The 22,160-nt window shown below is 43.1% G+C and carries 26 protein-coding genes; 24 read left to right on the top strand and 2 right to left on the bottom strand.

Annotated features, from left to right (window positions below; genetic code table 11):
* Window positions 1-4 precede the first annotated feature (4 nt).
* The 15 genes from AAC052_RS00990 to AAC052_RS00920 all read left to right on the top strand — a co-directional run bounded on the left by AAC052_RS00990 (window position 5) and on the right by AAC052_RS00920 (window position 12,965).
* The gene (locus AAC052_RS00990) at window positions 5-1,291 is read left to right on the top strand and encodes an SEC-C domain-containing protein (protein ID WP_339810244.1); all 1,287 of its coding nucleotides are present in this window, start codon (window positions 5-7) and stop codon (window positions 1,289-1,291) included.
* A gap of 141 nt (window positions 1,292-1,432) precedes the next feature.
* Window positions 1,433-1,825, top strand: a complete 393-nt coding sequence (locus AAC052_RS00985) for an SMI1/KNR4 family protein (protein WP_339810241.1) — start codon at window positions 1,433-1,435, stop codon at window positions 1,823-1,825.
* A gap of 401 nt (window positions 1,826-2,226) precedes the next feature.
* The gene (locus AAC052_RS00980) at window positions 2,227-2,703 is read left to right on the top strand and encodes a hypothetical protein (protein WP_339810238.1); all 477 of its coding nucleotides are present in this window, start codon (window positions 2,227-2,229) and stop codon (window positions 2,701-2,703) included.
* Window positions 2,704-2,882: 179 nt separating this feature from the next.
* Window positions 2,883-3,443, top strand: coding sequence for a hypothetical protein (locus AAC052_RS00975; RefSeq protein ID WP_339810236.1), 561 nt, complete (start codon window positions 2,883-2,885; stop codon window positions 3,441-3,443).
* A 164-nt stretch (window positions 3,444-3,607) separates the two neighbouring features.
* On the top strand, window positions 3,608-4,168 hold the full coding sequence (locus AAC052_RS00970; RefSeq protein ID WP_339810233.1) for an NADAR family protein: 561 nt from the start codon (window positions 3,608-3,610) through the stop codon (window positions 4,166-4,168).
* Window positions 4,169-4,799: 631 nt separating this feature from the next.
* Window positions 4,800-5,516 (top strand): hypothetical protein, encoded by a 717-nt coding sequence (locus AAC052_RS00965; protein WP_339810231.1) that lies wholly within the window; start codon window positions 4,800-4,802, stop codon window positions 5,514-5,516.
* Between the two features lie 173 nt (window positions 5,517-5,689).
* Window positions 5,690-6,265: a hypothetical protein gene (locus AAC052_RS00960; protein WP_339810229.1), complete on the top strand. Its 576-nt coding sequence runs from the start codon at window positions 5,690-5,692 to the stop codon at window positions 6,263-6,265.
* Window positions 6,266-6,459: 194 nt separating this feature from the next.
* Complete coding sequence (locus tag AAC052_RS00955; RefSeq protein ID WP_339810227.1) at window positions 6,460-7,029, top strand: hypothetical protein; 570 nt, start codon at window positions 6,460-6,462, stop codon at window positions 7,027-7,029.
* A 180-nt stretch (window positions 7,030-7,209) separates the two neighbouring features.
* A complete protein-coding gene (locus tag AAC052_RS00950) occupies window positions 7,210-8,127 on the top strand; it encodes a hypothetical protein (protein ID WP_339810224.1) in 918 nt (305 codons plus the stop codon).
* A 157-nt stretch (window positions 8,128-8,284) separates the two neighbouring features.
* Window positions 8,285-8,815, top strand: a complete 531-nt coding sequence (locus AAC052_RS00945) for a hypothetical protein (protein WP_339810222.1) — start codon at window positions 8,285-8,287, stop codon at window positions 8,813-8,815.
* Window positions 8,816-9,902: 1,087 nt separating this feature from the next.
* A complete protein-coding gene (locus AAC052_RS00940; protein WP_339810219.1) occupies window positions 9,903-10,577 on the top strand; it encodes a DUF4272 domain-containing protein in 675 nt (224 codons plus the stop codon).
* Between the two features lie 255 nt (window positions 10,578-10,832).
* Window positions 10,833-11,378 carry a hypothetical protein gene (locus tag AAC052_RS00935; RefSeq protein ID WP_339810216.1) on the top strand — a complete coding sequence of 182 codons (546 nt, stop codon included), beginning with the start codon at window positions 10,833-10,835 and terminating at the stop codon, window positions 11,376-11,378.
* Between the two features lie 214 nt (window positions 11,379-11,592).
* The gene (locus AAC052_RS00930; protein ID WP_339810215.1) at window positions 11,593-11,820 is read left to right on the top strand and encodes a DUF433 domain-containing protein; all 228 of its coding nucleotides are present in this window, start codon (window positions 11,593-11,595) and stop codon (window positions 11,818-11,820) included.
* A 13-nt stretch (window positions 11,821-11,833) separates the two neighbouring features.
* A complete protein-coding gene (locus tag AAC052_RS00925) occupies window positions 11,834-12,187 on the top strand; it encodes a DUF5615 family PIN-like protein (RefSeq protein WP_339810213.1) in 354 nt (117 codons plus the stop codon).
* Window positions 12,188-12,455: 268 nt separating this feature from the next.
* Complete coding sequence (locus AAC052_RS00920) at window positions 12,456-12,965, top strand: hypothetical protein (RefSeq protein ID WP_317490424.1); 510 nt, start codon at window positions 12,456-12,458, stop codon at window positions 12,963-12,965.
* Window positions 12,966-13,290: 325 nt separating this feature from the next.
* Here the strand turns inward: AAC052_RS00920 and AAC052_RS00915 are convergent, their stop codons facing one another.
* Window positions 13,291-14,178 (bottom strand): glycoside hydrolase family 16 protein, encoded by an 888-nt coding sequence (locus tag AAC052_RS00915; RefSeq protein ID WP_339810211.1) that lies wholly within the window; start codon window positions 14,176-14,178, stop codon window positions 13,291-13,293.
* Window positions 14,179-14,567: 389 nt separating this feature from the next.
* Here AAC052_RS00915 and AAC052_RS00910 point away from each other — a divergent pair, with 389 nt between their 5' ends.
* The 7 genes from AAC052_RS00910 (at window position 14,568) to AAC052_RS00880 (ending at window position 19,101) form a co-directional block, all read left to right on the top strand.
* Window positions 14,568-15,152 carry a Crp/Fnr family transcriptional regulator gene (locus AAC052_RS00910; RefSeq protein WP_339810209.1) on the top strand — a complete coding sequence of 195 codons (585 nt, stop codon included), beginning with the start codon at window positions 14,568-14,570 and terminating at the stop codon, window positions 15,150-15,152.
* Between the two features lie 78 nt (window positions 15,153-15,230).
* Window positions 15,231-15,848: a hypothetical protein gene (locus AAC052_RS00905; protein WP_339810207.1), complete on the top strand. Its 618-nt coding sequence runs from the start codon at window positions 15,231-15,233 to the stop codon at window positions 15,846-15,848.
* A 169-nt stretch (window positions 15,849-16,017) separates the two neighbouring features.
* The gene (locus AAC052_RS00900; RefSeq protein ID WP_339810205.1) at window positions 16,018-16,644 is read left to right on the top strand and encodes a hypothetical protein; all 627 of its coding nucleotides are present in this window, start codon (window positions 16,018-16,020) and stop codon (window positions 16,642-16,644) included.
* Between the two features lie 197 nt (window positions 16,645-16,841).
* On the top strand, window positions 16,842-17,222 hold the full coding sequence (locus AAC052_RS00895) for a DUF6326 family protein (protein ID WP_339810203.1): 381 nt from the start codon (window positions 16,842-16,844) through the stop codon (window positions 17,220-17,222).
* A gap of 201 nt (window positions 17,223-17,423) precedes the next feature.
* Entirely contained in the window at window positions 17,424-17,996 is a 573-nt protein-coding gene (locus AAC052_RS00890; RefSeq protein WP_339810201.1) for a Crp/Fnr family transcriptional regulator, read from the top strand.
* Window positions 17,997-18,081: 85 nt separating this feature from the next.
* Window positions 18,082-18,492, top strand: coding sequence for a hypothetical protein (locus AAC052_RS00885; protein WP_339810199.1), 411 nt, complete (start codon window positions 18,082-18,084; stop codon window positions 18,490-18,492).
* A 12-nt stretch (window positions 18,493-18,504) separates the two neighbouring features.
* The gene (locus AAC052_RS00880) at window positions 18,505-19,101 is read left to right on the top strand and encodes an START domain-containing protein (RefSeq protein WP_339810197.1); all 597 of its coding nucleotides are present in this window, start codon (window positions 18,505-18,507) and stop codon (window positions 19,099-19,101) included.
* 40 nt (window positions 19,102-19,141) lie between these two features.
* On the opposite strand, the gene AAC052_RS00875 is transcribed toward AAC052_RS00880, so the two are convergent.
* Window positions 19,142-20,035 (bottom strand): LysR substrate-binding domain-containing protein, encoded by an 894-nt coding sequence (locus AAC052_RS00875; protein ID WP_339810195.1) that lies wholly within the window; start codon window positions 20,033-20,035, stop codon window positions 19,142-19,144.
* A gap of 89 nt (window positions 20,036-20,124) precedes the next feature.
* On the opposite strand from AAC052_RS00875, the gene AAC052_RS00870 reads away from it, so the two are divergent.
* Window positions 20,125-20,430 (top strand): hypothetical protein, encoded by a 306-nt coding sequence (locus AAC052_RS00870; RefSeq protein WP_339810192.1) that lies wholly within the window; start codon window positions 20,125-20,127, stop codon window positions 20,428-20,430.
* 32 nt (window positions 20,431-20,462) lie between these two features.
* Window positions 20,463-22,136, top strand: coding sequence for a proton-conducting transporter membrane subunit (locus AAC052_RS00865; protein WP_339810191.1), 1,674 nt, complete (start codon window positions 20,463-20,465; stop codon window positions 22,134-22,136).
* The last annotated feature ends 24 nt before the right edge of the window (window positions 22,137-22,160 follow it).

Genomic DNA, 22,160 nt, shown 5'->3' with positions numbered 1-22,160 from the left:
AGTAATGATGATGGAGAATAATAGAAATGCCCCATGCCACTGTGGAAGCGGGTTGAAATACAAGAAATGCTGCATGAATAAGGACAAAAGCAGTGCACAAACAATAACTCGTTCTTCTGTTATTTCCGTCGTACGATTTGGGCTTGAAAATCTTGATGCTCTGGAGGGAGCTAAAAAGAAAGTCAGAGTTAAGGACATAACTACTACGAATGATGACACATTACAAATTCAATTCCATTCATATTCGGCTAACTCCATTGATATCAAACTTGAAATTGGAACTATCATGGGGTTCTTGAGTGGTTTCTTTAGAGATGGAGGTTTTGATTTTGATTTCAGGTTCTATGCAGTAAGAGCTTATGATGAAAGCGATAAAGAATTAATCAATGCAATTTCATCAAAACAAACCGCTCAATTAATTGGATCTGGCAATTCTATAGATTGGCTGAAATCCACTCTATTTCAGGAAAACACTGATGATTACAGATTGTCAATTGCAAAACGTATTATCTCTGAAATTGAAACAACATTAAGGCATGTGATGATAGATGTCCTTTCTAACAAATTTGGAGAAGATTGGTGGAATAAAGCATTGAATTCAAAGCTAGGATCGAGCATCAAAGAAACCTATCTCAACCAATTTGGAGAAGAAATATCCGATGGCAATGTCTTGATCAATTATGCATATTTGCTGCAACTGAAAAAAGTAATAAGTACGCATTGGCCATTGTTTAAACATCTATTTAGCTCCAAGACCGATGTGGAAACGTCTCTCGAAAAATTGAATGAAATAAGGCGAGAGGAAGCTCACAATAGAAACATAACCGAAGCTCACCTAGTTGAGCTAAACAGAATTCACACATTAATTCTGTCTGATATAGCCGAAAAATACCCCGAAATATTGCCTACATACCTGATTGAAAACTGGCAATTAAAAATCAAGAAGGTAATGACTGATTCGTATAAGCCTATTTATCAGGAACACGAATTGCTGAATGAGCCGAATCCCAAATTAAAACTGATAAAATCAGTGAACAGCACATTGCATTTGATTGAATATCTTAATGGTACTATCTCAAGACTCAAAGAAATTGTGACTCCAGTTCAAAAGAAAAAATTGCACTTTGAACTGATTGAACTATTTGAAAAAAGCAAAAAATTACAAGAGCAGAAGTTGGATAACGTAAAGACGGGAGAGTTTGATGAACTGCTGAACACAATAAAAAGCATCGAGAAACATGAAAAGAAAATGAATGATTTTGCGGAGAAATTTTTACTTTCAGAGGGCTAAAAACTACTCACAACAAACACTAAAATGAATATGCGAACTGAGTACTTTGCAAGGCATGTGCGAAAAGGCAACTTCGGTGCTTCTAGCCACTGGGGCGCATACTCATTTTAGTTGAGCGTTGTGCACCATTACCTAACCGACATGCCATTTCCAGTAGAACTGAAGTATATCGAACAGACTGAGTCCGAACTAGGGGTTAAATTCCCTAAACTTTTCAAGCAGCGAATGATGCAGGCCAATGGTGGCGCAACATGTAACGAAGAATTTCAGATCTTTCCTTTCTGGGATAAGTCAGACCGGAAGCGAATTGCCCGAACATCTAATCATATCGGACTAGAAACGAAAAACGCAAAAGATTGGCCGGGATTTCCCGAACGAACTGTAGTTATCGGCTCAGACGGAACAGGAGATTTGCTAATTTTCCAACATCATGGAGACGGAGAGCTGGAAGAAGTTATTTACTTGTGGGATCACGAAACGGGTGCGGCACAATTTATCACAAAAGATATAATCGAACTGGACGCCAACTTCTAACCTTTGCAGATCAATCGTAACACATATCTCTGGATAACCTTCGGACTAATTGAGTTCGCAATTTACATGTATTTCAGAGCCAACACACCCAACTGTGAGCCATGTCTACCCAACACTTTTTGCCCTCCTTGCATTACCTGGGAACAGATCATCTCATTCTGGACAGGGATCGCTGTCATCATAGCTTTTATAGTATGGCAAGCCTGGCGGATTGGCAAACAAAGAAAACGGAGCACAACACAAAGCTAAGACATCATGGGGCCTCACCTGAAAGGAAATGGCAGTGGGGATTGCAGTCCCCGCCACTTTGTGTATTTTTATTCATCGGCGTGGCTATTTGCGGAGGGCAGCGGTAACTCTTACCAATCCCCACGCTGTTTAGCTAGGCGTTACATACCATAATGACGTTAATCAAGACCCCATATAGACACGAGCTGATTACGGAATTCCTACAGCCGGATGGAGGTTGCAGAGACATCTATATTATGGGCACCGACGAACTGGACTGGAGGCTTCTGCTCAACGGACTCATAGCATCGGACTACAAATACGACTTCTTTGCCAGCGGTGAAGCAGCTGAACTTTTGATTGACACGGCTCAACTATTTGGACAGGAGGTTATGTACTTTCTCAAGGTTCGGATAGACAACATTCATATTAATTGCCACTTCTTTACTGAAACCCAAATTGAATTTGATATCGATCCTCACGATTTCGTTGCTTTTGAGCAGCACGAGGATCTCATCAATTTCATGCGATTTCTGAGCAACACAGTAGGCAAACCCTGCAGGTTGACTCCAGAGAATATGGAAGACGTGGCGTTAGTGCTAGTTAATCCGAACGAACAGGACATCTGGGCTGACGGAAAAGGTATGTAACACGCCGGTAAAATGAATGTGGGCTTCATCGGTTGTCAAAGGTCAGTTGGCTTGGAATGTCCGCCACAAGAGTTAATTTTAATACCGCCGTGGCTAAGTGCTAGTGGAAGCGGAGCTGCATAAAACTCCCACACTCATTTTACCGAGGCGTTACAAGCAATTATCCCCAGAACGGCTTTATGAGTCAAGAAAATTTCAACTTTGAGGATGCCTGCAAATTAGTGGGAATAAAAGTGACCAATTCTCAGGGAACGCTAACTATTCGAACTCTCTTTAACCCCTTTAACAAATTCGGCATTGGCAGTATAATTTTCTTGATCGGCGGACTGACAGTCGGCATTTTGTCAATAACTCGTTCAAAAGAATACTTGTCGTTAATTACAGGCAGTATTCTAGGATTTGGAATCGGAACAGTTGCACTTCTATCCATTTTGTCTGAACTAACAAGTTACTTTAAGATTTCAGGCAAGAACCTCGAATTTAGGAACAGACTCAGACTAAAAACAGAACGAATCACTGACGATCATAAGGTAAAAATGAAGACTCGTTCGGAATTTGTACAGCTTAAATCGCAACCTGGCTCTGGATCACACTTTAGAATTATTGAACTATACATTTCTAATGGAACAAGCGACCAACTGATCATAGATTTCCAAACTGATGACAAGAGCTCATCAATTGCTAATCAACTTGGAAACGAATTGACCTACATGGTTAAGAATAAAATAAAAAGCTTGTAACACAAAGCTAAAACATCATGGGGTCTCAGCTGCAAGGAAATCGCAGTGGGGATTCCAGTCCCCGCCACTTTGTGTATTTTTATTCATCGGCGTGGCTATTTGCGGAGGGCAGCGGTATCTCTTACCAATCCCCACGCTGCTTAGCTAGGCGTTAGCATTAATGGATGGACTACACAAAAGCAGAGCTAGAAAAAGCTTATCAAGCTGGCAACAAACTTAAGTTCTTATTCTTCTGGGGACACCAGAAACATCCAAGTGGTGAAGTTACTGGATCATGTTTTAGCCAATGGTGGCCGAGCAAGTTTAGTGTCGACGGTGTGACCTATCCGACTACAGAACACTGGATGATGGCGGAAAAGGCACGACTCTTTGCCGACTTTCGAGTGCTGGACGAAGTGCTGAAAGCTGGCTCTCCAGGCAAAGCGAAACAGCTGGGACGGGAAGTTGTCGGATTTAATCAAGACATCTGGAATGAGAAAAGATTTGACATAGTTGTAAAGGGGAACTACCACAAATTCAGCCAAAACCCAGAACTTCGGGCATTCCTTATCAACACTAAGAATAGGATACTTGTGGAGGCGAGCCCTGTGGATAAAATCTGGGGAATTGGTCTGGAAGCGGCTGACGAATTTGCGACTGTCCCACCGAAATGGAAGGGTTTGAATCTCCTAGGTTTTGCATTGATGAAGGTAAGAGATTTACTGAATACAGGTCATAAATTATAGTATGGACAATATCGCTTTGACACGAAAAGAACGGATTCTAATGTTCCTTAACGAGTACTATTTTGGAGGTTCGGCACTAACAACCCTACTCCGACTATTTAGTGGACCCCCAATGTTTTATATAGGACTTACAATGTACTCAAAAGCCTCTGACCGGGTTGGAATTGGATACGGAGGGCTGATGGTCGTGTTCTCAATTTATTATACGTTTAAACCATTCCTATGGATATTATTCAAGTGGAAGTATTTCCGATCTGTCGAGTTTCGAATTGAGGCGACGGCTGACAGACTTTTAATCCAAGAAGACGGTAGCGAGTCACAAACAGAGTATTCAAAATTTGAACGGATCGTCAAGCGGACGAACTACTTCGCTCTCAGTGTCCAGAAAGGCTTAAAAATATATCTGCCAATCGCAGGACTATCTGCGTCGACAGTCGATACGCTAACTCAGCATGAAAAGAAATAATGCTAACACAAAGCTAAGACATCATGGGGGCTCAGCTGCAAGGAAATCGCAGTGGGGATTGCAGTCCCCGCCACTTTGTGTATTTTTATCATCGGCGTGGCTAAGTACGGACGGCGGCGGAATCTCTTAACAATCCCCACGCTGCTTAGCTAGGCGTTAGCGGGAATGATGTTCAGACGAATCAGCATATTTTTGTTCTTATCAATTGGCTTTTCGGCTTTTGCCCAGACTAACATCTTTGGTCACTACGAAACCCCGACTATCGGGATTGTACAGTTTGTCCATCTCAGACCCGACTCTACCTACATCGCATACTCAATAACCGACACCGATCTTCCCATAACGTTGTATGAAGATATAGAGCCGAAACGATTCAGGTACGCTGAGGGTAAAATTCACCTTAGTAATTACACCTACAATTTTGATTCCGTATTTGTCTTAACTGACACACTTCATCTTGTTCCTATGCATGACTCTCATGTTTTGCATCGCAAGGTTTTTTACGATGACGAAGGAGCTATTAAATATGCCGTTCAAGGCATTGGCTATGACTACAAGCTGCAATCCTTCCACAATAATTACCTGACATCTGTACAGACCTTCAAAAATAATCAACGGAACGGGGCTTTTGAAAGGTACTATCCGCTAGATAGCACTACCTTTTCAAGGCTTTATAAATCGTTTATGAAAGACAAAGATCCTTTAAATTGGAGATTTATGACTGCCTTCATGGAAGTCAATTGCGCCATTTATCAATCAACGCAAATACGTGGGAACTGGTTTAACGGTTCAAAAGATGGTTGGTGGTTCTTCTACAATCAGGATGGTTCTGTTGATAGAAAGGAAAAATATAAGAACGGACGTCTGATAAAATCCCGCTAACACAACGGTAAATTGAATGTGGGCTTCACTGCTTTTCAAGCATTGGCGGGCTTGGATTGTCCGCCACAGTTTATAATTTTATCATCGGCGTGGCTAAGATGAAGTGGAAGCGGAGCTGCATAAAACTCCCACACTCATTTTAGGCAGGCGTTGGCACACATAGACCTGCATGGATGAAAAATCTGCTGAACGTGTTAATCTCTCTGTGTCTGATTTCTTGCAGTAGCCGAACCGACCAACGGCAACAAGGCGAAAAATCTGCAACGGAACAGGCAGACTCTGTAGTACTGGCAGATCTGCTGGCAGTAGACGGACCACCGCTCGATACTAGTGAACCATCAAAAGCCGAGCGCAGAATAAAAACCGTTCCGTTTAACTCTTTGTCTGCAAGAGCATGCAATACCGAAGCGATCCTCTATGTATATGAAAATATCGACAGTTTGTCTGTGGATGCAATCGACATATTCCTGGCAGCCTTTTCGGACGAATGTGACATCAACGTTGAATTTTCGGAATTTAGTCAAGAGATGATCTTCGATGTCTTTGCCAGATATCCGCAAGACATTGTTGCTCTGCTGAGTAAGAACGATTACGACATGGCTGCTTTGACGGACGAATTGGAGTCCCCGCTGCTTGATCCAGTGATCAGACCCATAATTTCTGGCATCGAACAGACTGGAGTTCATAACCCAAAAGTAGACAGTGTTTTGGCTGCTCTCGAACGTGCGAACGAATACCTGACGAAATAAAAAGTGTGCCAACACAGGCCTATAGCGAATGGGGCCCTCGTTGGTAAACAGACGGCGGCTGGCTTGGATTGTCCGCCACAAAAGTTAAATTTATCATCGGCGTGGCTAATCGCAAGTGGGTAGCGAAGTGCATAAAACAACACCACTCGCCATAGCCAGTCGTTGTACACCATTGACTGCATCACGTAGAGTAAATGAACAAAGCAAAAATCTGCCTGCTCGCACTTCTAATACTGGGCTTCGAATTAACATTTGCTCAGAACCCATTCGACTGCCCAAACGAAACTTGTCTGGAAAGGCTACACTTTGACTCTGTTCGACTGAACAACAAGATTCCATTAAAGTTAAAGGACGCTCAACTGGTCGAGTTTTTGGGTCAACCCGACTCAATTGCGGTAGAAACATGGGAATGTGGAAACTATATAGATTCTGAAGAGTCAGTTCGAGTTCTGTATTATGGACGGACAAGATTCATCTCTTCGAATGGAACGTCGCTTTTGCATCGATTGGACTTTGAAGACGCCAGATTTTCTTTTGGCTTTGGGAACACTCAAATCAAGTCTGGAATTTCTAAAAACGACCTTCAACGAATTTTTCCGAATGCCATCAACTCTTTGACCTACAAAATTCAGAGTTACAACAAGGAGGGTCGAACTAAGGTGAAGATGCTTCCAGCCTATGAAGGTGAAGGAACAGCTGGCTGGATATTTTCTTTCAACGGAGACCTACTTAAAGAAATTGAACTTTGGTGGATGATATGCTAAGGAAAACGGTGTACAACACAAAGCTAAGACATCATGGGGCCTCGGTTGAAAGGAAATTGCAGTGGGGATTGCAGTCCCCGCCACTTTGTGTATTTTTATTCATCGGCGTGGCTATTTGCGGACGGCAACGGTATATCTTACCAATCCCCACGCCGCATAGCTAGTCGTTATCGTTAATAGATGCATAGAGTCGGCTATTTATCAATCTTCTTTTTTTGTTTGGCGGCCTGCTCCAAGACAGGAGTAACTGACCGTCCAAGCCTGACGCCTGATCAAAAGACAAAGATCGAATCTTTCTCGCAAGAGCTCGTCCGCAGCATTAACGGATTTGACTTCTCCGTAATAAACAACTCCTGGGACTATCAAGCTTTCAAAGACAGGATTTCGGATCGTGTCAACCGGACTCAAAAGAGCGTTTTGTCGCATATCTTTGAAAAAGAACTTAAGAGCAAGATTAAAGATGGTAACGCCCAAATTGTACTGCGGGTAAACACAGACAATGGCAAAGTTTCGCCCCTAAGATTAAATCAGTTTGACCATCATTCCGAACTTCTTCTGCTTTTGACATTCGACAATACCTTTGACTTTTTTAAGTATCGAATCGAGTACATAAATAATCAGCCAAGAGTCACCGATTTCTATTCCTACGCTGATAACAGATGGTTTAGCGAAAAGCTAATTGACCTGCTTAAGCTGAGCACAAAATATGACGCTTTTTCTAGCGACCGTCACGAAGCAAATGCGGCAATTGCAGCATCTGAACAAGCGCTAATACTCGGCGACACCCTTGACGCTTTATACAACCTCTATGAAGTTCCCGGCTCTCACCAAGAAGGCAATTGGCTAAGTCTTAGAAAAATAAATTTGGCAGTGACTCTCGGTGATTCCGTATTGGCAGAGGTGCTGACAGCCGAACATGATTCCAACAATAGCCTTTATATAAACTATCTATACAACTATTACTTTGGAGACACGACTGAGCTTGATCTGACCTACAAGCTTCTAGCCACTGAACTTGGTGACTCACAAGTGCTTGATTCGCTGATACATGCCGGCTACCTGTGGAATACGAGAAAAAACGATAACACGAACCTATGACGTCATGGGGCTTTATATGTAAGGAAATGACGGTAGGGATTGCAGTCCCCGCCACTTTGTGTATTTTTATTCATCGGCGTGGCTATTTGCGGACGGCAGCGGTATCTCTTACCAATCCCCACGCCGCATAGCTAGTCGTTATAGCCAATAAACCGAAATGGCATATTTCAAACTAAACTTCATCCTTCTATTAACCCTCATGATGGCTTGTCAACAGAAGGACAACAATCAAGAGCTGCAAATTGACTTTTTCGATGAACAATTAATGATGAGATCGAATAAGCCAATTTTGAACATCTATTGCCATTTTGATGAATGCGGTGAATGGGGTGGCCATGAAGAGTTTATTGAGATAACAAAAAAGAATAAATCCTTCTTGCTAACTCATACCGAATACTCAGTGAATTGCGATAGCATGGTCTCTGAATATTACCTTGGCGGACTATTAACAAGGCCGTACAAGGAGTTAGTCGGTACTTCAACTTTTGAATTGACTGAAGCAAAAAAACGAGCAATTCTGAACTTCTCAACTGACATGGTTGAGTCGAAATTTAGTGAGACGTTTCCTGGATATTCTGGTATTACACTTTCACTGTTTAACTCAGATTCAACCCTCTTCATACGAACTTACACTCGAACTGCGGAGCACTACCTTAATTTGATCACTGCTCTAAAACAAGACGAGTAAAACTGGCTATAACAAACACTATCGGTTATGTGCTAAACTGCCTCTTTGCCAGCTACATCGGGACTTGCCCGCAGAAGTGCACCTTCTGAGATTTCAACGCTTTTGGATACGTCTGTGGTTCAGGATTTTTACTTGCAGAACGCAGTGCCTTGTAGTTGCCGTTGTGCTTCTGGTGCACTTCCGCTATTTTAGCTGTACTTGCCAACTGTGGGCACACAAACCGATAGTTGGTCGTTACACACAAATCACCTACGTGCGGACATTCCTATTCATACTTTTAAGCATAGTTTACTTCAAAGCGCCTGGACAATGCATTGAAAAAGAATTTGTTGGCCCAAGTCATAAATTTGCGTACCTGCTTAGGTTGGCCACAGACACTACACACAATAGCCGAATAGAACAAGATTTCTTCTGCGCATATCCAAATTCGGTTGGAGAATTAAATGCGATATTTGGTGCTGACCAGCAAACAGAAATGCTACCTTTCAACGATGTCCATGATCGATTGAAAATCATCTTCTTTTTCTACCATCTTAGGACAATTGACAAGTCTGCATATTATAAAAAATACATAGACCTATGTGTGGACGGCGAGTGGCAAAATACTGACGATGCCGACGGATTTGGTCTCTTAAACAAACTTTTGGAAGACTCTTCGATGGTTGTGACGGAATTAGAGACACGGACGGATTCAGAGATTCTAAATGTGTTTAGGCTGTTGTTGAGTTGCACCAATGAGAAGGGTCTGAATACGAAATATACCGAGATTAACGAGGTACTAGCGAGGAACTCTCCTGCTTTAATGGCCCCATTGTACAAAGCTTACAGTGAGATTCAGACATCGATGCCTTGGAAGCGGGACTAAATGTGTGTAACACGCCGCTAACAATGAATGGTGGCTTCATCGGATTTCTATCATTTGCTGGCTTGGATTCTGCGCCACAAACCATAAATTTATCAGCGGCGTGGCTAACTGCTAGTGGAAACGGAAGTGCATAACAATCCACCACTCATGTTAGCGAGGCGTTGTGAGCTATGCTAAGAGTGACGGACACCGACCTTTATTGGTAGCAAAGGGATAAGAGACATGGCAACTGAACCAAAATTGCTAGAGAGAAAGGCACGATTAGACAAGCGGTTGAAAGATCGGGGAATCACAAACTACGAAATCAGGTACCTGCCATACTTGGACTTTGACGAAGCGGAGTTCGCAAGCACCAAAGAGGTTGCTGCAAGGATGATAATTCTATATCTGAGTGCCTACTCCGCAAACAACGATGACAGCAATCACAAAATCGTTGGCTGGCTAAAACAAGAAAGGCTTTGGTCACATGTAAGCCCCGAAGAGAAGAAACTATTTGAGGGGCGTACAAAAGATTCGGAAAAATTGGAGGGCTTTTCTTGGTGCCTTGAATCGGCCTATACTCTTGCGTGGGTATTGAACTTAGTTAGCACACTTCATCCGCCCATTTCGGAATTAAGTGCTGAGCAAATTGTAGACTTTCAAAGAAAAATGCCGAGACTCGGGACTGACCTAGGCTCCTATTTCACCAAATTGGATCTTCGAAACAAGGAAGAAGTTTTTGAAGAGAATATTTTCAACGAACTAGTTACGACGTACTTCCGAGACTTATTATTTAACGGAAAGACCGACACAACTGACATTGACAGCTACGTATCCTTCGAGCGACATAAAGTCCTTAATTGGGTAAGGCGATTTAGCGATATAGTTGACTGGGACGACACAGACACATCAACTTAACTAGGTGGACATCAAATAGCCGGGGACTTGTCGAAACTAAGAAAAAAGCTCACAACACAAACCTATGACGTCATGGGGTCTCAGTTGCAAGGAAATCGCAGTAGGGATTGCAGTCCCCGCCACTTTGTGTATTTTTATTCATCGGCGTGGCTATTTGCGGACGGCAGCGGTATCTCGTACCAATCCCCACGCTGCTTAGCTAGGCGTTAGAGCTCATGTCTTGTAGCGATGAAAAAAACTTCATTCTTACTGCTCTTGGTAACTCTAGCATGTGAGTCCAGGGTAGTAGTCAATCAAAATATTGAGGCTCAGCTAAACACTGTTGATCAATTTATCGACGCTGGCTTCGAGCCGACTGAAGGTCAAACTTTCACTCTTGTGTACCGGCCAATAATTGAGGACGGGGCTTTCAGGGCGTTCATGAAACGAGAGTTTGGAGAGTCTCTTCTCGCTGACATGAGCACGGATCTGCGTCTCAAAACTTCTTTACTTGAAAATCTAAGCAAACCGAACATCCTTGATCGACAACAACTATCCTTGTCTAAGCATAATCTTCTCTCCGGCAAATACAGCATAGATTCGTTATTTGAGGTATACAAGTACGATTACTTGGGTGACGTTAGTATATCGGAAGTGACCATGGACGACAAGGCTTTTATCTATTGCGAAGCTACAGACCCATTGCATTATCGAGGCATTGGACATTTTTTTCTCCTCCAACAAGTTGACGGTGAGTGGACAATACTAGAAACTTTCAGCGGCTGGGAGCTTTCGACGGATACCACAGACTTCTTGCAATGAAAAAGCTCTAACACAGCGGTAAAAATGAATGTGGGCGTCCTTGGTTGTCAAAGGCCATTTGGCTTGGAATGTCCGCCACAAGGGTTAATTTTATTCATCGGCGTGGCTATTTGCGGACGGCAGCGGTATCTCTTACCAATCCCCACGCACGATAGCTAGGCGTTAGAGCGCATGGTGATGCGCACCTTTAATCCATAATTTCGTAAATTTGACTATGGAATGGCGAGAACACATAGTATCAGACAATAATGTCCTTCTAGGCAAGCCGACTGTCAAAGGCACTCGGATTTCCGTCGAGCATGTCATCGGTCTACTGGCACAGGGATGGACTGAGCAGCAAATACTGGAAAACTACCCTCGTTTAACGCATGAATCTTTGCAGGCAGTATTTTCATATATACAGGAATGCTTAAAAGACGGGCTCCTCTACTCAAACGCCTGAACCCTACCTCATCTTGAAGTTACTGGCCAACGAAAATGTTCCGCTCTCAAGTGTGACCTATTTGAAGTCACAAGGGTTTGATATTACCGCAATTGGTGTCGACCACAGTGGAATTTCAGATGAACAAGTGATGGAAATCGCCATTGCTGACAATCGGACAATTGTAACTTACGACAGCGACTACGGCGAACTCATTTTCAAACATGGATATAAGCCAGACGCTGGCGTTATTTTTATTAGGTCTCAACCAGTAGATCCCCTGGAGACATCCAGAATTCTCCAACGATTAGCGGAGACACCAGGCCTTTCCTTCAGGCGAACCCTGACAGTGGTTGACTCCGATTCAATGCGGCAAAAGAAATACTAAAGCTTTCTAACACGCACCTAAGACATCATGGGGCTTCACCTGCAAGGAAATGGCTGTGGGGATTGTCCCAGTGGGATCCCTTCGGGGCAGTCCCGCCACTTTGTTTATTTTTATTCATCGGCGTGGCTATTTGCGGACGGCAGCGGTAACTCTTACCAATCCTCACGCTGCTTAGCCGGTCGTTAGGGCATATAGTGACTGCATGAAACCGAAACTGGCAACATTCTGCGTTATACTTCTTTGCTGCTGCCACAGTGAGCATACGCTAATGGTCACCAAAGAACTTCTAGCTGGAAAATGGATCGACGTCGGTTCATACAAAAATGGCAAACCGCTTTATGATACTCTGGGTGTTGAGCTAAATCAAGATTTTGAAGGTGCTGTCAATGAATTAAAGTATGTAATCAGGACGGACAGTGGCGTATTCAAACACATATATACGGCAGACTCGAACAGATTTGTTGGTATCGAGCCTGCAACAGAGCTATCAATTGGAGAGTATCAATTTATCAGTGATTCTGTTGCGAACTTAACTTACTACCAAATTGATACTTCGCACTTTCAAACTACCGACTCTAAGATGTTTGGTCATACTGAGGAAGTAAGACTTATAGAATCTGACTCTGGCATTGTCATGGAGGTTCCATATCCCAGCAATTTACGGAATGAATATTCTGATCCGACTTACCATGTTTTTGTAAAGCGGCTGACCACCGACTCTCTAATTCTCCAGTTCGGCAACGGAGGAACTATATACGTCAGATTTAAAATGCCCTAACACGCCGCTAACAATGAATGGCGGTTTCATCAGTTTTCAATCATTCGCTGGCTTGGATTTTCGGGGACGCCTAGTCCGCCACAAACCATAAATTTATCAGCGGCGTGGCTAACTGCTAGCGGAAACCGAAGTGCATAACATTTCGCCACTCATTTAGTGTGCCGGGAAGTAGAAAATCGGCAAATCGTAAGCGCTGCATGCTGTATGTAGCGTTACCCTTTTTATGATTTCTGCCTCACTCCCACAGGAAATACAATTCAAGTTTATGGGGCCGCTGGATTCTATTTGATATTATACCCCATTAATCGCACAATGGGTAATGATACTACTTATTGCCAAAGGGATCATAAGACATCCAGTCTACCTCCATTTGGTAAGGCTGTAAGGGTTTTTCGATAGATTGTGGATTTGTTTCAACCGACCAACTGTCGGTATGCCAAAAATTCATCCGATAGTGTGTTCGGTTTTGTGGGATACCCCTTGAGGATCCGTGGTAGTCCCACAACACAACTTTTTCATCACTGTCGGGGCGCTTAATCCACCAGCGGATACGATCTTCAAACCAATCAAAACCGTAGGTATAAAATGTAGAAGAGGCATCAAAATCAGGAATAGCCCCGATAGTTTCCGGTTGGTTTTGTTCGCCGGTCAAAGGTATACGTGTACCGGCATGACCTTCTCTGTAGGTGGTTTCATAGATTATGCCTTTGGCCAGATTGATGGTCCTGCCAATTCGTTTTAACTTTCCCGACTGCCCTCCCGTCCACGTACCCACATAAATAACAGTAGGGTCGGCAGGGAGCCATTCAAAGTCAATTTCACTCAATCCGGCTACACTATCCACATGGTAAGTGAAATAACCCACCACAGCCCCCAGATTCGGTTGAATATCTCTTACCTGAGGAACTTTCAGCCGTGCCGAATAGGTGCCAAAATGCGTAAAGCCTTTTGAGATAATCTCGGGCCCACGTCCAGCGCCGGCCCTATCCTCGGGGTCTATTTTAAAGGAAAGAATTTTAGTGCCCGGTTCAGATGGAGAATTTGCACCCAGTTCGTATTTAAAACTGGCTTTGGTTCCGGTGGAGCCATACCTAAAGTAGCTTGAAGTAGAATCATCAAAATTCTCGACAAATGAACCATGATTCTTGTCAGTTTGAGAAATTGCGAGAAAAGGAATGAAAAATAAAAATGCCACCAGGAAGCGTTGTTTCATAGTAATGCCCAATTGAATTGAGGAATGAAAATACAAAAAAAAAGTTGCTCTATTTATAAGTTATCCAAACACGGTAAGACATAGTGTAGCCTCCCGGGGGAACTGGCCAGGATTGGTTTATTTCTCTTCTTTTTTCGATTGCCGCTCTCCCCCAAGTTTAGCAAAACGGTAACTTGATGGAGGTATCAGTCAAGATTGTGGCTTACCTGCTGGCGAAATGCTACAATTCAAATGTTCCTGATCAGCGTAATAGGCTTGGATTCTCCTCCACAACGACTTTTTATATCTTCAGCATAACCAACTTCAAATGAATGCGAAGCCACCCAAAACTTACCCTATTATTTTACGTTGGTGGCAATTGTAGCAGGCCTCAGTAACGACACACCAGAATGCAAGACATACTATTTGACTTTATAGCAAAATACATTACCCTGACCGAAGAGGAGAAGAACGCCATCAATTCCGTAGATATTTTTCGGTCGGTAAAGAAGGGGACTGTTTTACTCAGCAAAGGGCAGCAATCGAAAAACAGCTTCTTCGTTCTGAAAGGCTGTATTCGCATTTATTACATCATAGACGGAGAAGAAAAAACTACTGCTTTCTATACGGAAATGGACGCCTTAACACCCCATTGTGTGATCAACAAAGCGCCCTCTGAATATTACATTAGTTGTGTTGAAGACACTATTCTTACAGTTTCAAATTTAGATATGGAAGAAGAGATCAATGCTCAATTTCCAAAGTTTGAAATCATGTGCAGAAAAATGTCGGAAGAGTTGTTGGCCAAACACCAAATAGACTTCGACGGGTTTAAGACTTCTTCCCCTGAGCAGCGATACCTGAATTTGATGCGATCACGCCCAGACCTTCTTCAGCGGGTTCCTCAGCACCAGCTGGCAAGCTATCTCGGCATGACGCCACAATCATTGAGTAGGTTACGGGCAAGAATTTCGGAGAAAGACAGAGGGAAGTAGTCATTTATTAACTTAAGTGAACGTTATGAGGCTACCTGCCCATCTACTTTTGCAGCATCATTTTCACCAAAAAAAGATATGCAAAAGAAAATTCTGGTCATTGGCTTCGCCTTTTTGCTGACAAGCTTCTTACCACTCAAAGCTCAATCGGCCAAACAAGACAGTACTTATAAAAAATGGTTTGTTGGAAGTACGCTACTGCTCCTGGGCAATTTGGATGGCACTAACAATCCTGGGTATATACAAATAAATGCAGGGTATAGGATTACACCTAAAGATGTTATTCAATTCAGATTTAAAAAGTCTAAGTATGCGTGGCCACTAGGTATCCCTTTCGGGCCGGATTTTGATGGGCCAGGGCTCAACTACCCCGGACATGCACGCATACTTGCTCCTCAAATTGGGTACCAGCGGTTTTGGTGGAAAGGGGCCTATACATCTCTTTATGTATTGAATGCTTTCGAAAAATACATGGATGAGGATAAAAAGAAGATTGGAAACGGTTTTACGTTATATACAGACTTCTATTTAGGTTATCAGTTTAAGTTTTTCAAGGATCGTTTCTTTTTTGAACCAGCTATCGGATGTAGTTACTGGCCTCTACGAACCGGTGTTCCAGCTTCTTTTACAGCTGTTGAACAAAAGTGGCCTAACTACTTTATTCAACCCGGGCTTGATTTTGGATTCAAGTTTTAGCCTCCACGTCGGGCCATTACTCCAATACTTTTTCACCTGATCCGCCCTGACGGCATCGAACTCAAAAAGGCAGTTTGGCTGAATGCAGGCGATCCAAAACAAAGGGATCGGTTTGTCGTGTCCCGCCAATCCACTTTTTCCATATCGTTTAACACAAGCAAAGACTCAAATGCAAAAGAAAATTCTATTCGTTGCTCTTGTCACATTGATGACAAGCACGCTCCACGTTAAAGCACAGTATGCCAAACAAGACAGCACTTACAAGCGGTACTTCGTTGGTAGCACGGTATTTCTTCTAGGCAATTTGGACCGTGTAAACCCACCCAACTTTGCTCAACTCAACATAGGCTATCGGATTACAGGAAAAGATGCTATTACACTAGAACCAAAAACGTGGAAATATGCATGGCCAAATGGTATTCACCCGTTTCTAAACAAGGCATACGGAAAGGATGAAGAAAAATTTCCGGGATATGTGCGTGAATTTGGCTTATCGGTGGCTTATCAGCGATTTTTCTGGAAAGGCTTGTATGCCGAGCTTAATGTGATGCCTACGCTGCAAAATTTTGTGAATGCGGACGGCGATAAAATTGACAATGGCTTTCAGGTTTTCAATACGTACCGTGCGGGTTATCACATCAAACTTTTTAAGGATAAATTTTTTATTCAGCCATCTATTGCCGTCACCCATCGTGCTTATCACACAAGACTACCCGATGGGTTTAAACAGTTGGATGACAAGTGGCCCAAGTTCATCTTCGGAGAACCGGGATTTCACTTTGGGTTTAATTTTTAGTTGATGACTTATGAGCACACATGAAATAGCCATAAGGAATACCTTACCCAACGGACCGGCGTGGAACGATGAATAACCTGTCAGCAGACTAAGATCTATTCCGTAATGGTACAGGCTATTCCCGCTTCGGCGGACCGATCTGGCCGCTAAAAAGTAAATTTTATACAGATGAAACACTGCATGACATCAAAGTCAGTTTGAAACTGAAGCTCGCTACGCTGTGGGCGAGCTTTATGTTTCTCTACATTTATGTTGATTATTTCGCTCTGTACATGCCTGGTAAGGTAGAAGGTATTCTGACAGGGAAGGTATTTGTATTCGATATTACGCCAGGATTTCTTTTGCTTGCACTCGCCTCAGTGACAATTCCGGCACTGATGATTTTCCTTTCCGTAGCCTTGCCAGACAAAGCAAATCGCTGGGCAAACATCGCTATTGCCACGGTGTATATTCCTTATACGTTGTTTAACCTGGCTGGCGAGGCATGGATGCACATGGTGTTTGGCGCCGTTGTAGAAGTAGCTCTTCTTAGTCTGATTATCCGTTATGCTTGGACATGGCCTCGTATCGAAGCATGAGCAGCGAATAATTTTCATAATTATTGGAATGTTCAGGTTAGTTGAGTGTGGCTGGCTTGGATTCTCCGCCACAAAGTATAATTTTATTCATCGGCATGACTAAGTGCTAGAGGAAAGATTAGTGCTTTTAATCTCCACTGATCATAAGAATTGGTCGTTGAGAGCCAGAAACCCAGGATATTCAATCTAGCCCAAAACATCATGGAGAACCTTATTAAATTCTTTAACAGCACTGTCCCACTTTCTGAAACAGTCATAAGCATGATGGCGGGGATGTTTGTTTGCGATGAACTGAAGAAGGGGGCGTATTTTATAAAAACAGGAGAATATGCAAGTGAAGTTGCCTTTTTGGAAACCGGCATTGTCAGGGCGTTTTACGTCAACAATGAGGGGAAAGAATATAACAAAACTTTCTTTTCAGCGCCTTCAATCATCGGCTCCTATGCGTCACTCATCAGCAAGCAAAAGAACAATGTTGCCCAGCAGGCGCTTACCGATTGCAAAATTTGGAAAGCTTCGTTTCATGAAATAGAAAAGGTATCCGAGGGGAATTTTGAGATAGAAAGATTGAGACGAATGATAGCAGAAAACTACTTTTTGAGCAATGAGAAAAAGGAACTCGAGATGGCGATGCTGGACGCTGACAAGCGATATTTGATCATGCAGGAGGATTATCCTGGGATTGAATTACGAATTCCACAATACCATATTGCCTCTTACCTTGGCATTAGTCCTACCCAATTGAGTAGAATCAGGAAAAACCGATCTCTCTAATCAGTATTTCTTTACATATGTAAATGCGCAGCTGTTTTTGACACTCTTACTTTACAATTCAATTTTAACCAAAATCGATATTGTAATGGAAAGCAATGAACTCAGTTTTTTCAAAGGCTTATTTGTTGTTTCAGCACTATGGAACCTAATAGGAGCAATTTTTGGCTATTTCAATACCGCTTTCACTTTCAATGGTTTTTTTAACCGGGAGTTAGCAGATCCGCTTTACTATGCCATCTATCAAGGGGCATGGGGGACAACACTGGTCTATTTTATCGGCTATTCTATAGTGGCGTACAATCCACTGAAACATACAGGAATTGTCCTAGTAGGCGGGATCGGTAAAGCTGGCTTTGCCATTTCGTTGTTAAAGTTCTACCTGTCGGGCCTTGCCGGGCCTGTGGTGTTCATAGTCATCATCGGTGATTTCATTTTTTCGCTCCTTTTCATGTATTACTTCTTCAGGCTGTATCAAACTAAAGAAAGTATCCTCTAATCGGCGGAAACAGTGAAAGTTAAAATATTGCTGATCAGCGCATTCGGTTTCTTGTCAATAGTATCTCACGCTCAACGGTCATGGGAAATTGACAAGAACAAAGACGGTATCATTGTTTATACTAAAGAAGAAGAAGGGTCAGCTTTCAAATCTTTTAAGGCTGTTGTGACAATCCATGCAGCGGCGGGTGAAATAGTAGAAATACTAAAAAATGCAGACGACTATACTAAATGGTACGGCTACACAAACACATCGGCACTCCTAAAGGAAGAGGGTGATACACAATACAATTATGTTGAAACCATATTTCCGTGGTCATACAGTAATAGAGACATGGTTTACCGGATGTCTGTTAAAGCGTCTGCCCAGGGGGTTGTAAAAATTTTACTGAAAGGAATGCCTGACTACCTACCCGAAAAGCAAGGAATAGTGCGCATGAAAAAGGCAGAGGGGTACATTTTATTACAGCCTATCGGCGAGAAAACAGAAGTGACCTATGTATTTCACTCCGAGCCCGGAGATAATATTCCGCCATGGCTGGCAAACAATTCAATAGCTGAACTGCCTTTTCGAACACTGTCCGGATTAAGGAAACTCCTCAAAGAATAACACTCTCAGATAGCAGCCGCTGGCATCCATTTGAGTGCATTCAGTATTTCAAATACCAGCTGAAGTTATGGTCAAGTATGTGTTGCTTGTTTGACCTGATGTAGTCAAGGAATGCCTGGCTGACAGGTGAAAGTCTTTTCCCCTTTAGCCAAATGAGGCGCCATTTTGTGATAATGGGGAGATGCGCCATAGGTAAAATGTGGATTTCCTTGCTCATCAGTTCATGCCGCATGCCAATCAGCGGCATAACGGAGTGACCTATCCCTGCAATTACCGCCTGCTTTACTGCCTCGTTGGAGGTCAGCTCCATCCGTTTTCTTTGCTTGCCTTCACGTGATTCAAAGTAGTGCTCCATCGCCATCCGGGTGGCTGATCCCTCCTCCCTGTAAATCAATGGTTTGCCTTCATTGCGTGCGGGCGTGTTGCCCATGAGGTAGAGTTTATTTTCTATCAGCAGCTCTTCCTCTACTTCCAGCCTTTCCGGCACCACAGACACGAGCGCAAAGTCGATTTCATTATTTTTCAAACTTTCGATTACCCGACTCTTATTGGTCACATCAAGGACGATGTCGATTCCTTTGTGCTCATCCAGAAAGCCGCTTAGGAAATATGGTATTACATATTTTCCGGTCGACGCCGATGAGATGGACAGCTTGCCTGTAAGGATACCCTGAAAAGCCTGCGTTTTATAATTGATGTTTTCCAATTCCTGAATCACCCGCTCAGCAATTTTAGCGACTTCCTTCCCAAAATCGGTGACGTAGAGCTGCCGTCCAATGACCTCAGTAAGCGGTATTTCAAACTGGTCTTGAAGGTTTCTTAGCTGAATCGAAACGGCAGGTTGAGTCATAAAAAGCTCTTCCGATGCCTTTGTCACACTTCGTGTTTGCACCACTTTTAAAAATATCTGAAGCTGATGGATGGTATAGTTCATAAATATTTGTTATGCTTTTCATAACAAATATAAATAAAAATATATTAAACGCTTTTTCAAACTTTGCCCATCAATCAAACAAAATTTACATGATAACAGAACAGGAAGAGCCCATCAAAAAACAGAAACAAGAAAATTTTGAGCTGGTCAATGGTGAGTTTTCAGCTAGTGAGGCCATAGAAATCATTGAGGATTTGTATGCCAGGAATATCAATTTTCATGAGATCAAAAGTTTTAGTGAGCTAATACGCTACGATGCCAAAGACGAAGCGACTTTAGCTCGGCTAAACGCACTGAAGGAGAACAAGGAACAAGTAGGAAAACTACTTCAAACTGCCCGGGAAGATGGCCGGTCTTTGAGAGTTTCGTCGACCATTTCAATTGAAATTATCTAATCTAAGTCACTCAAACCAAATCGAGATATATTATGCCATATAACTTTCTTATTGCGTTTGCTTTGCTTCCCCCCGCTGCTTTTGTAGCAACGGCCCTGGCTTCATGGTTTCAACCGGGGATTTATCCCACGTTAACCCGACGACTTGGCGCAGCCTCTACTATGATAAGCATCATGGCGGCTGCTATGTGCGGTTACATCGTTTTCCAGGATGGCCTTTTTCAGACCGATTTAGTTGGTTGGTACGACTTAGGCTTTAGTCTTCGCCTTGATGTTGTGAGTGCCATCATGGTGGGTATGATTGCTTTGCTGGGGTTTGTTATCTTTAAATTCAGTATTAACTATCTGGATGGAGACCAGCGCCAGGGCGCCTTCCTTGGCAGGCTTGCGGCTACCATTGCATCGGTGCAGCTACTGGTAATGGCTGGCAACCTTGCTCTTCTATTTGTGGCTTGGGTTTTAACCAGCGTATCACTGCACAGGCTTTTGGTCTTTTACAACCACAGGGCTGGTGCCATTATCGCTGCAAGAAAGAAATTTATAGTAGCCAGGCTGGCAGATGTTTGTCTTCTCGTGGCATTTGTAATCCTATACAATCAGTTCGGGTCGGGTAACCTTGAAACTATTTTCACTTCTATTAGAAGTGTCAGTGCCTCTGCGTCACCTTGGGAGGGGGTAGAAGTTGTTGCGATATTTTTAGCGATGGCAGCCATATTGAAATCTGCTCAGTTTCCAACTCACGGATGGTTGATTGAAGTAATGGAAACACCCACGCCGGTTTCAGCCTTGTTGCATGCCGGCCTCTTAAATGCTGGCCCTTTCTTGATCATCCGAATGGCCTACGTAATGGATGCCAGCACGGCGGCACCACTTCTTTTGATGGCTGTTGGGGGAATCACAGCGCTTTTTGCCTCTGTAGCCTACTTGACACAACCCTCTGTGAAAACAGCCTTAGGCTACTCAAGCGTTGCACATATGGGATTTAGTCTCATGGTATGTGGCATGGGCGTGTACCCGGCAGCCATGCTTCACCTTGTGGCTCATTCATTTTACAAAGCGCATTCTTTTCTTTCTTCCGGCAGCGCCGTTGACCTTCTGAAAATGTCAAAAATAGCTAAGCCAAGCGGCTCTGGAAACCCCTGGGCCATTGCATTAGGACTTTGGTTGGCTTTAGCTCTTTATTCAGGCTTCGCCATTTTGTGGGGCATTAACCCTGCGAAAGACTTTTCGCTGCTTGCGATTGGAGCTGTGATCACTATGGGGTTGGCGAAGATATTTGTATCAGCGATTGAAGCGAAAAGAAACCCTGCTCTGATGTTTCATGCCATATCGCTTGCCTTGCTCGTTACGCTTGCTTTCTTCACACTTGAGTCAGCCATTCATTACCTTCTTCTGAACCAGGTTCCGGAAGTTTCAACTCCTGGATTGGGTGCAATGATCCTGACCGGCTTGTTACTTCTGGTCTTTGCATCCGCTGTAGTCATTCAAATGGTTTCTCCTAAAATCCCCCACAATACCTCTTATTATGCCTTTGCCATTCATTTCCGCAATGGATTCTATGCCAATGCCGTCTTCGATAGGTTGATCAGCTCATTGCGCATTTTGCCGCAGGACGATTCACGGCCTTTAACTCAGCGTCCACTCAATCGATTTGAAGCTTATGGGGCCAAAATTAACGAGCAGGAAGAAGAGTTGAACGTAGTATAAAAACTTCCTCATAGGTAAGAGAGA

The sequence above is a fragment of the uncultured Imperialibacter sp. genome (assembly GCF_963974565.1).
Taxonomy (GTDB): Bacteria; Bacteroidota; Bacteroidia; order Cytophagales; family Cyclobacteriaceae; genus Imperialibacter; species Imperialibacter roseus.
Note: the sequence above shows the minus strand (reverse complement) of the source record. Positions and strands in the feature narration are given on the sequence as shown.

Excerpts from the sequence above, each read along its gene's own strand:
- AAC052_RS00990 (WP_339810244.1), top strand. The coding sequence starts at position 5 with ATGATGATGGAGAATAATAGAAATGCCCCATGCCACTGTGGAAGCGGG.
- AAC052_RS00985 (WP_339810241.1), top strand. The coding sequence starts at position 1,433 with ATGCCATTTCCAGTAGAACTGAAGTATATCGAACAGACTGAGTCCGAA.
- AAC052_RS00980 (WP_339810238.1), top strand. The coding sequence starts at position 2,227 with ATGACGTTAATCAAGACCCCATATAGACACGAGCTGATTACGGAATTC.
- AAC052_RS00975 (WP_339810236.1), top strand. The coding sequence starts at position 2,883 with ATGAGTCAAGAAAATTTCAACTTTGAGGATGCCTGCAAATTAGTGGGA.
- AAC052_RS00970 (WP_339810233.1), top strand. The coding sequence starts at position 3,608 with ATGGACTACACAAAAGCAGAGCTAGAAAAAGCTTATCAAGCTGGCAAC.
- AAC052_RS00965 (WP_339810231.1), top strand. The coding sequence starts at position 4,800 with ATGATGTTCAGACGAATCAGCATATTTTTGTTCTTATCAATTGGCTTT.
- AAC052_RS00960 (WP_339810229.1), top strand. The coding sequence starts at position 5,690 with ATGAAAAATCTGCTGAACGTGTTAATCTCTCTGTGTCTGATTTCTTGC.
- AAC052_RS00955 (WP_339810227.1), top strand. The coding sequence starts at position 6,460 with ATGAACAAAGCAAAAATCTGCCTGCTCGCACTTCTAATACTGGGCTTC.
- AAC052_RS00950 (WP_339810224.1), top strand. The coding sequence starts at position 7,210 with ATGCATAGAGTCGGCTATTTATCAATCTTCTTTTTTTGTTTGGCGGCC.
- AAC052_RS00945 (WP_339810222.1), top strand. The coding sequence starts at position 8,285 with ATGGCATATTTCAAACTAAACTTCATCCTTCTATTAACCCTCATGATG.
- AAC052_RS00940 (WP_339810219.1), top strand. The coding sequence starts at position 9,903 with ATGGCAACTGAACCAAAATTGCTAGAGAGAAAGGCACGATTAGACAAG.
- AAC052_RS00930 (WP_339810215.1), top strand. The coding sequence starts at position 11,593 with ATGGAATGGCGAGAACACATAGTATCAGACAATAATGTCCTTCTAGGC.
- AAC052_RS00920 (WP_317490424.1), top strand. The coding sequence starts at position 12,456 with ATGGTCACCAAAGAACTTCTAGCTGGAAAATGGATCGACGTCGGTTCA.
- AAC052_RS00915 (WP_339810211.1), bottom strand. The coding sequence starts at position 14,178 with ATGAAACAACGCTTCCTGGTGGCATTTTTATTTTTCATTCCTTTTCTC.
- AAC052_RS00910 (WP_339810209.1), top strand. The coding sequence starts at position 14,568 with ATGCAAGACATACTATTTGACTTTATAGCAAAATACATTACCCTGACC.
- AAC052_RS00905 (WP_339810207.1), top strand. The coding sequence starts at position 15,231 with ATGCAAAAGAAAATTCTGGTCATTGGCTTCGCCTTTTTGCTGACAAGC.
- AAC052_RS00900 (WP_339810205.1), top strand. The coding sequence starts at position 16,018 with ATGCAAAAGAAAATTCTATTCGTTGCTCTTGTCACATTGATGACAAGC.
- AAC052_RS00890 (WP_339810201.1), top strand. The coding sequence starts at position 17,424 with ATGGAGAACCTTATTAAATTCTTTAACAGCACTGTCCCACTTTCTGAA.
- AAC052_RS00885 (WP_339810199.1), top strand. The coding sequence starts at position 18,082 with ATGGAAAGCAATGAACTCAGTTTTTTCAAAGGCTTATTTGTTGTTTCA.
- AAC052_RS00875 (WP_339810195.1), bottom strand. The coding sequence starts at position 20,035 with ATGAACTATACCATCCATCAGCTTCAGATATTTTTAAAAGTGGTGCAA.
- AAC052_RS00870 (WP_339810192.1), top strand. The coding sequence starts at position 20,125 with ATGATAACAGAACAGGAAGAGCCCATCAAAAAACAGAAACAAGAAAAT.
- AAC052_RS00865 (WP_339810191.1), top strand. The coding sequence starts at position 20,463 with ATGCCATATAACTTTCTTATTGCGTTTGCTTTGCTTCCCCCCGCTGCT.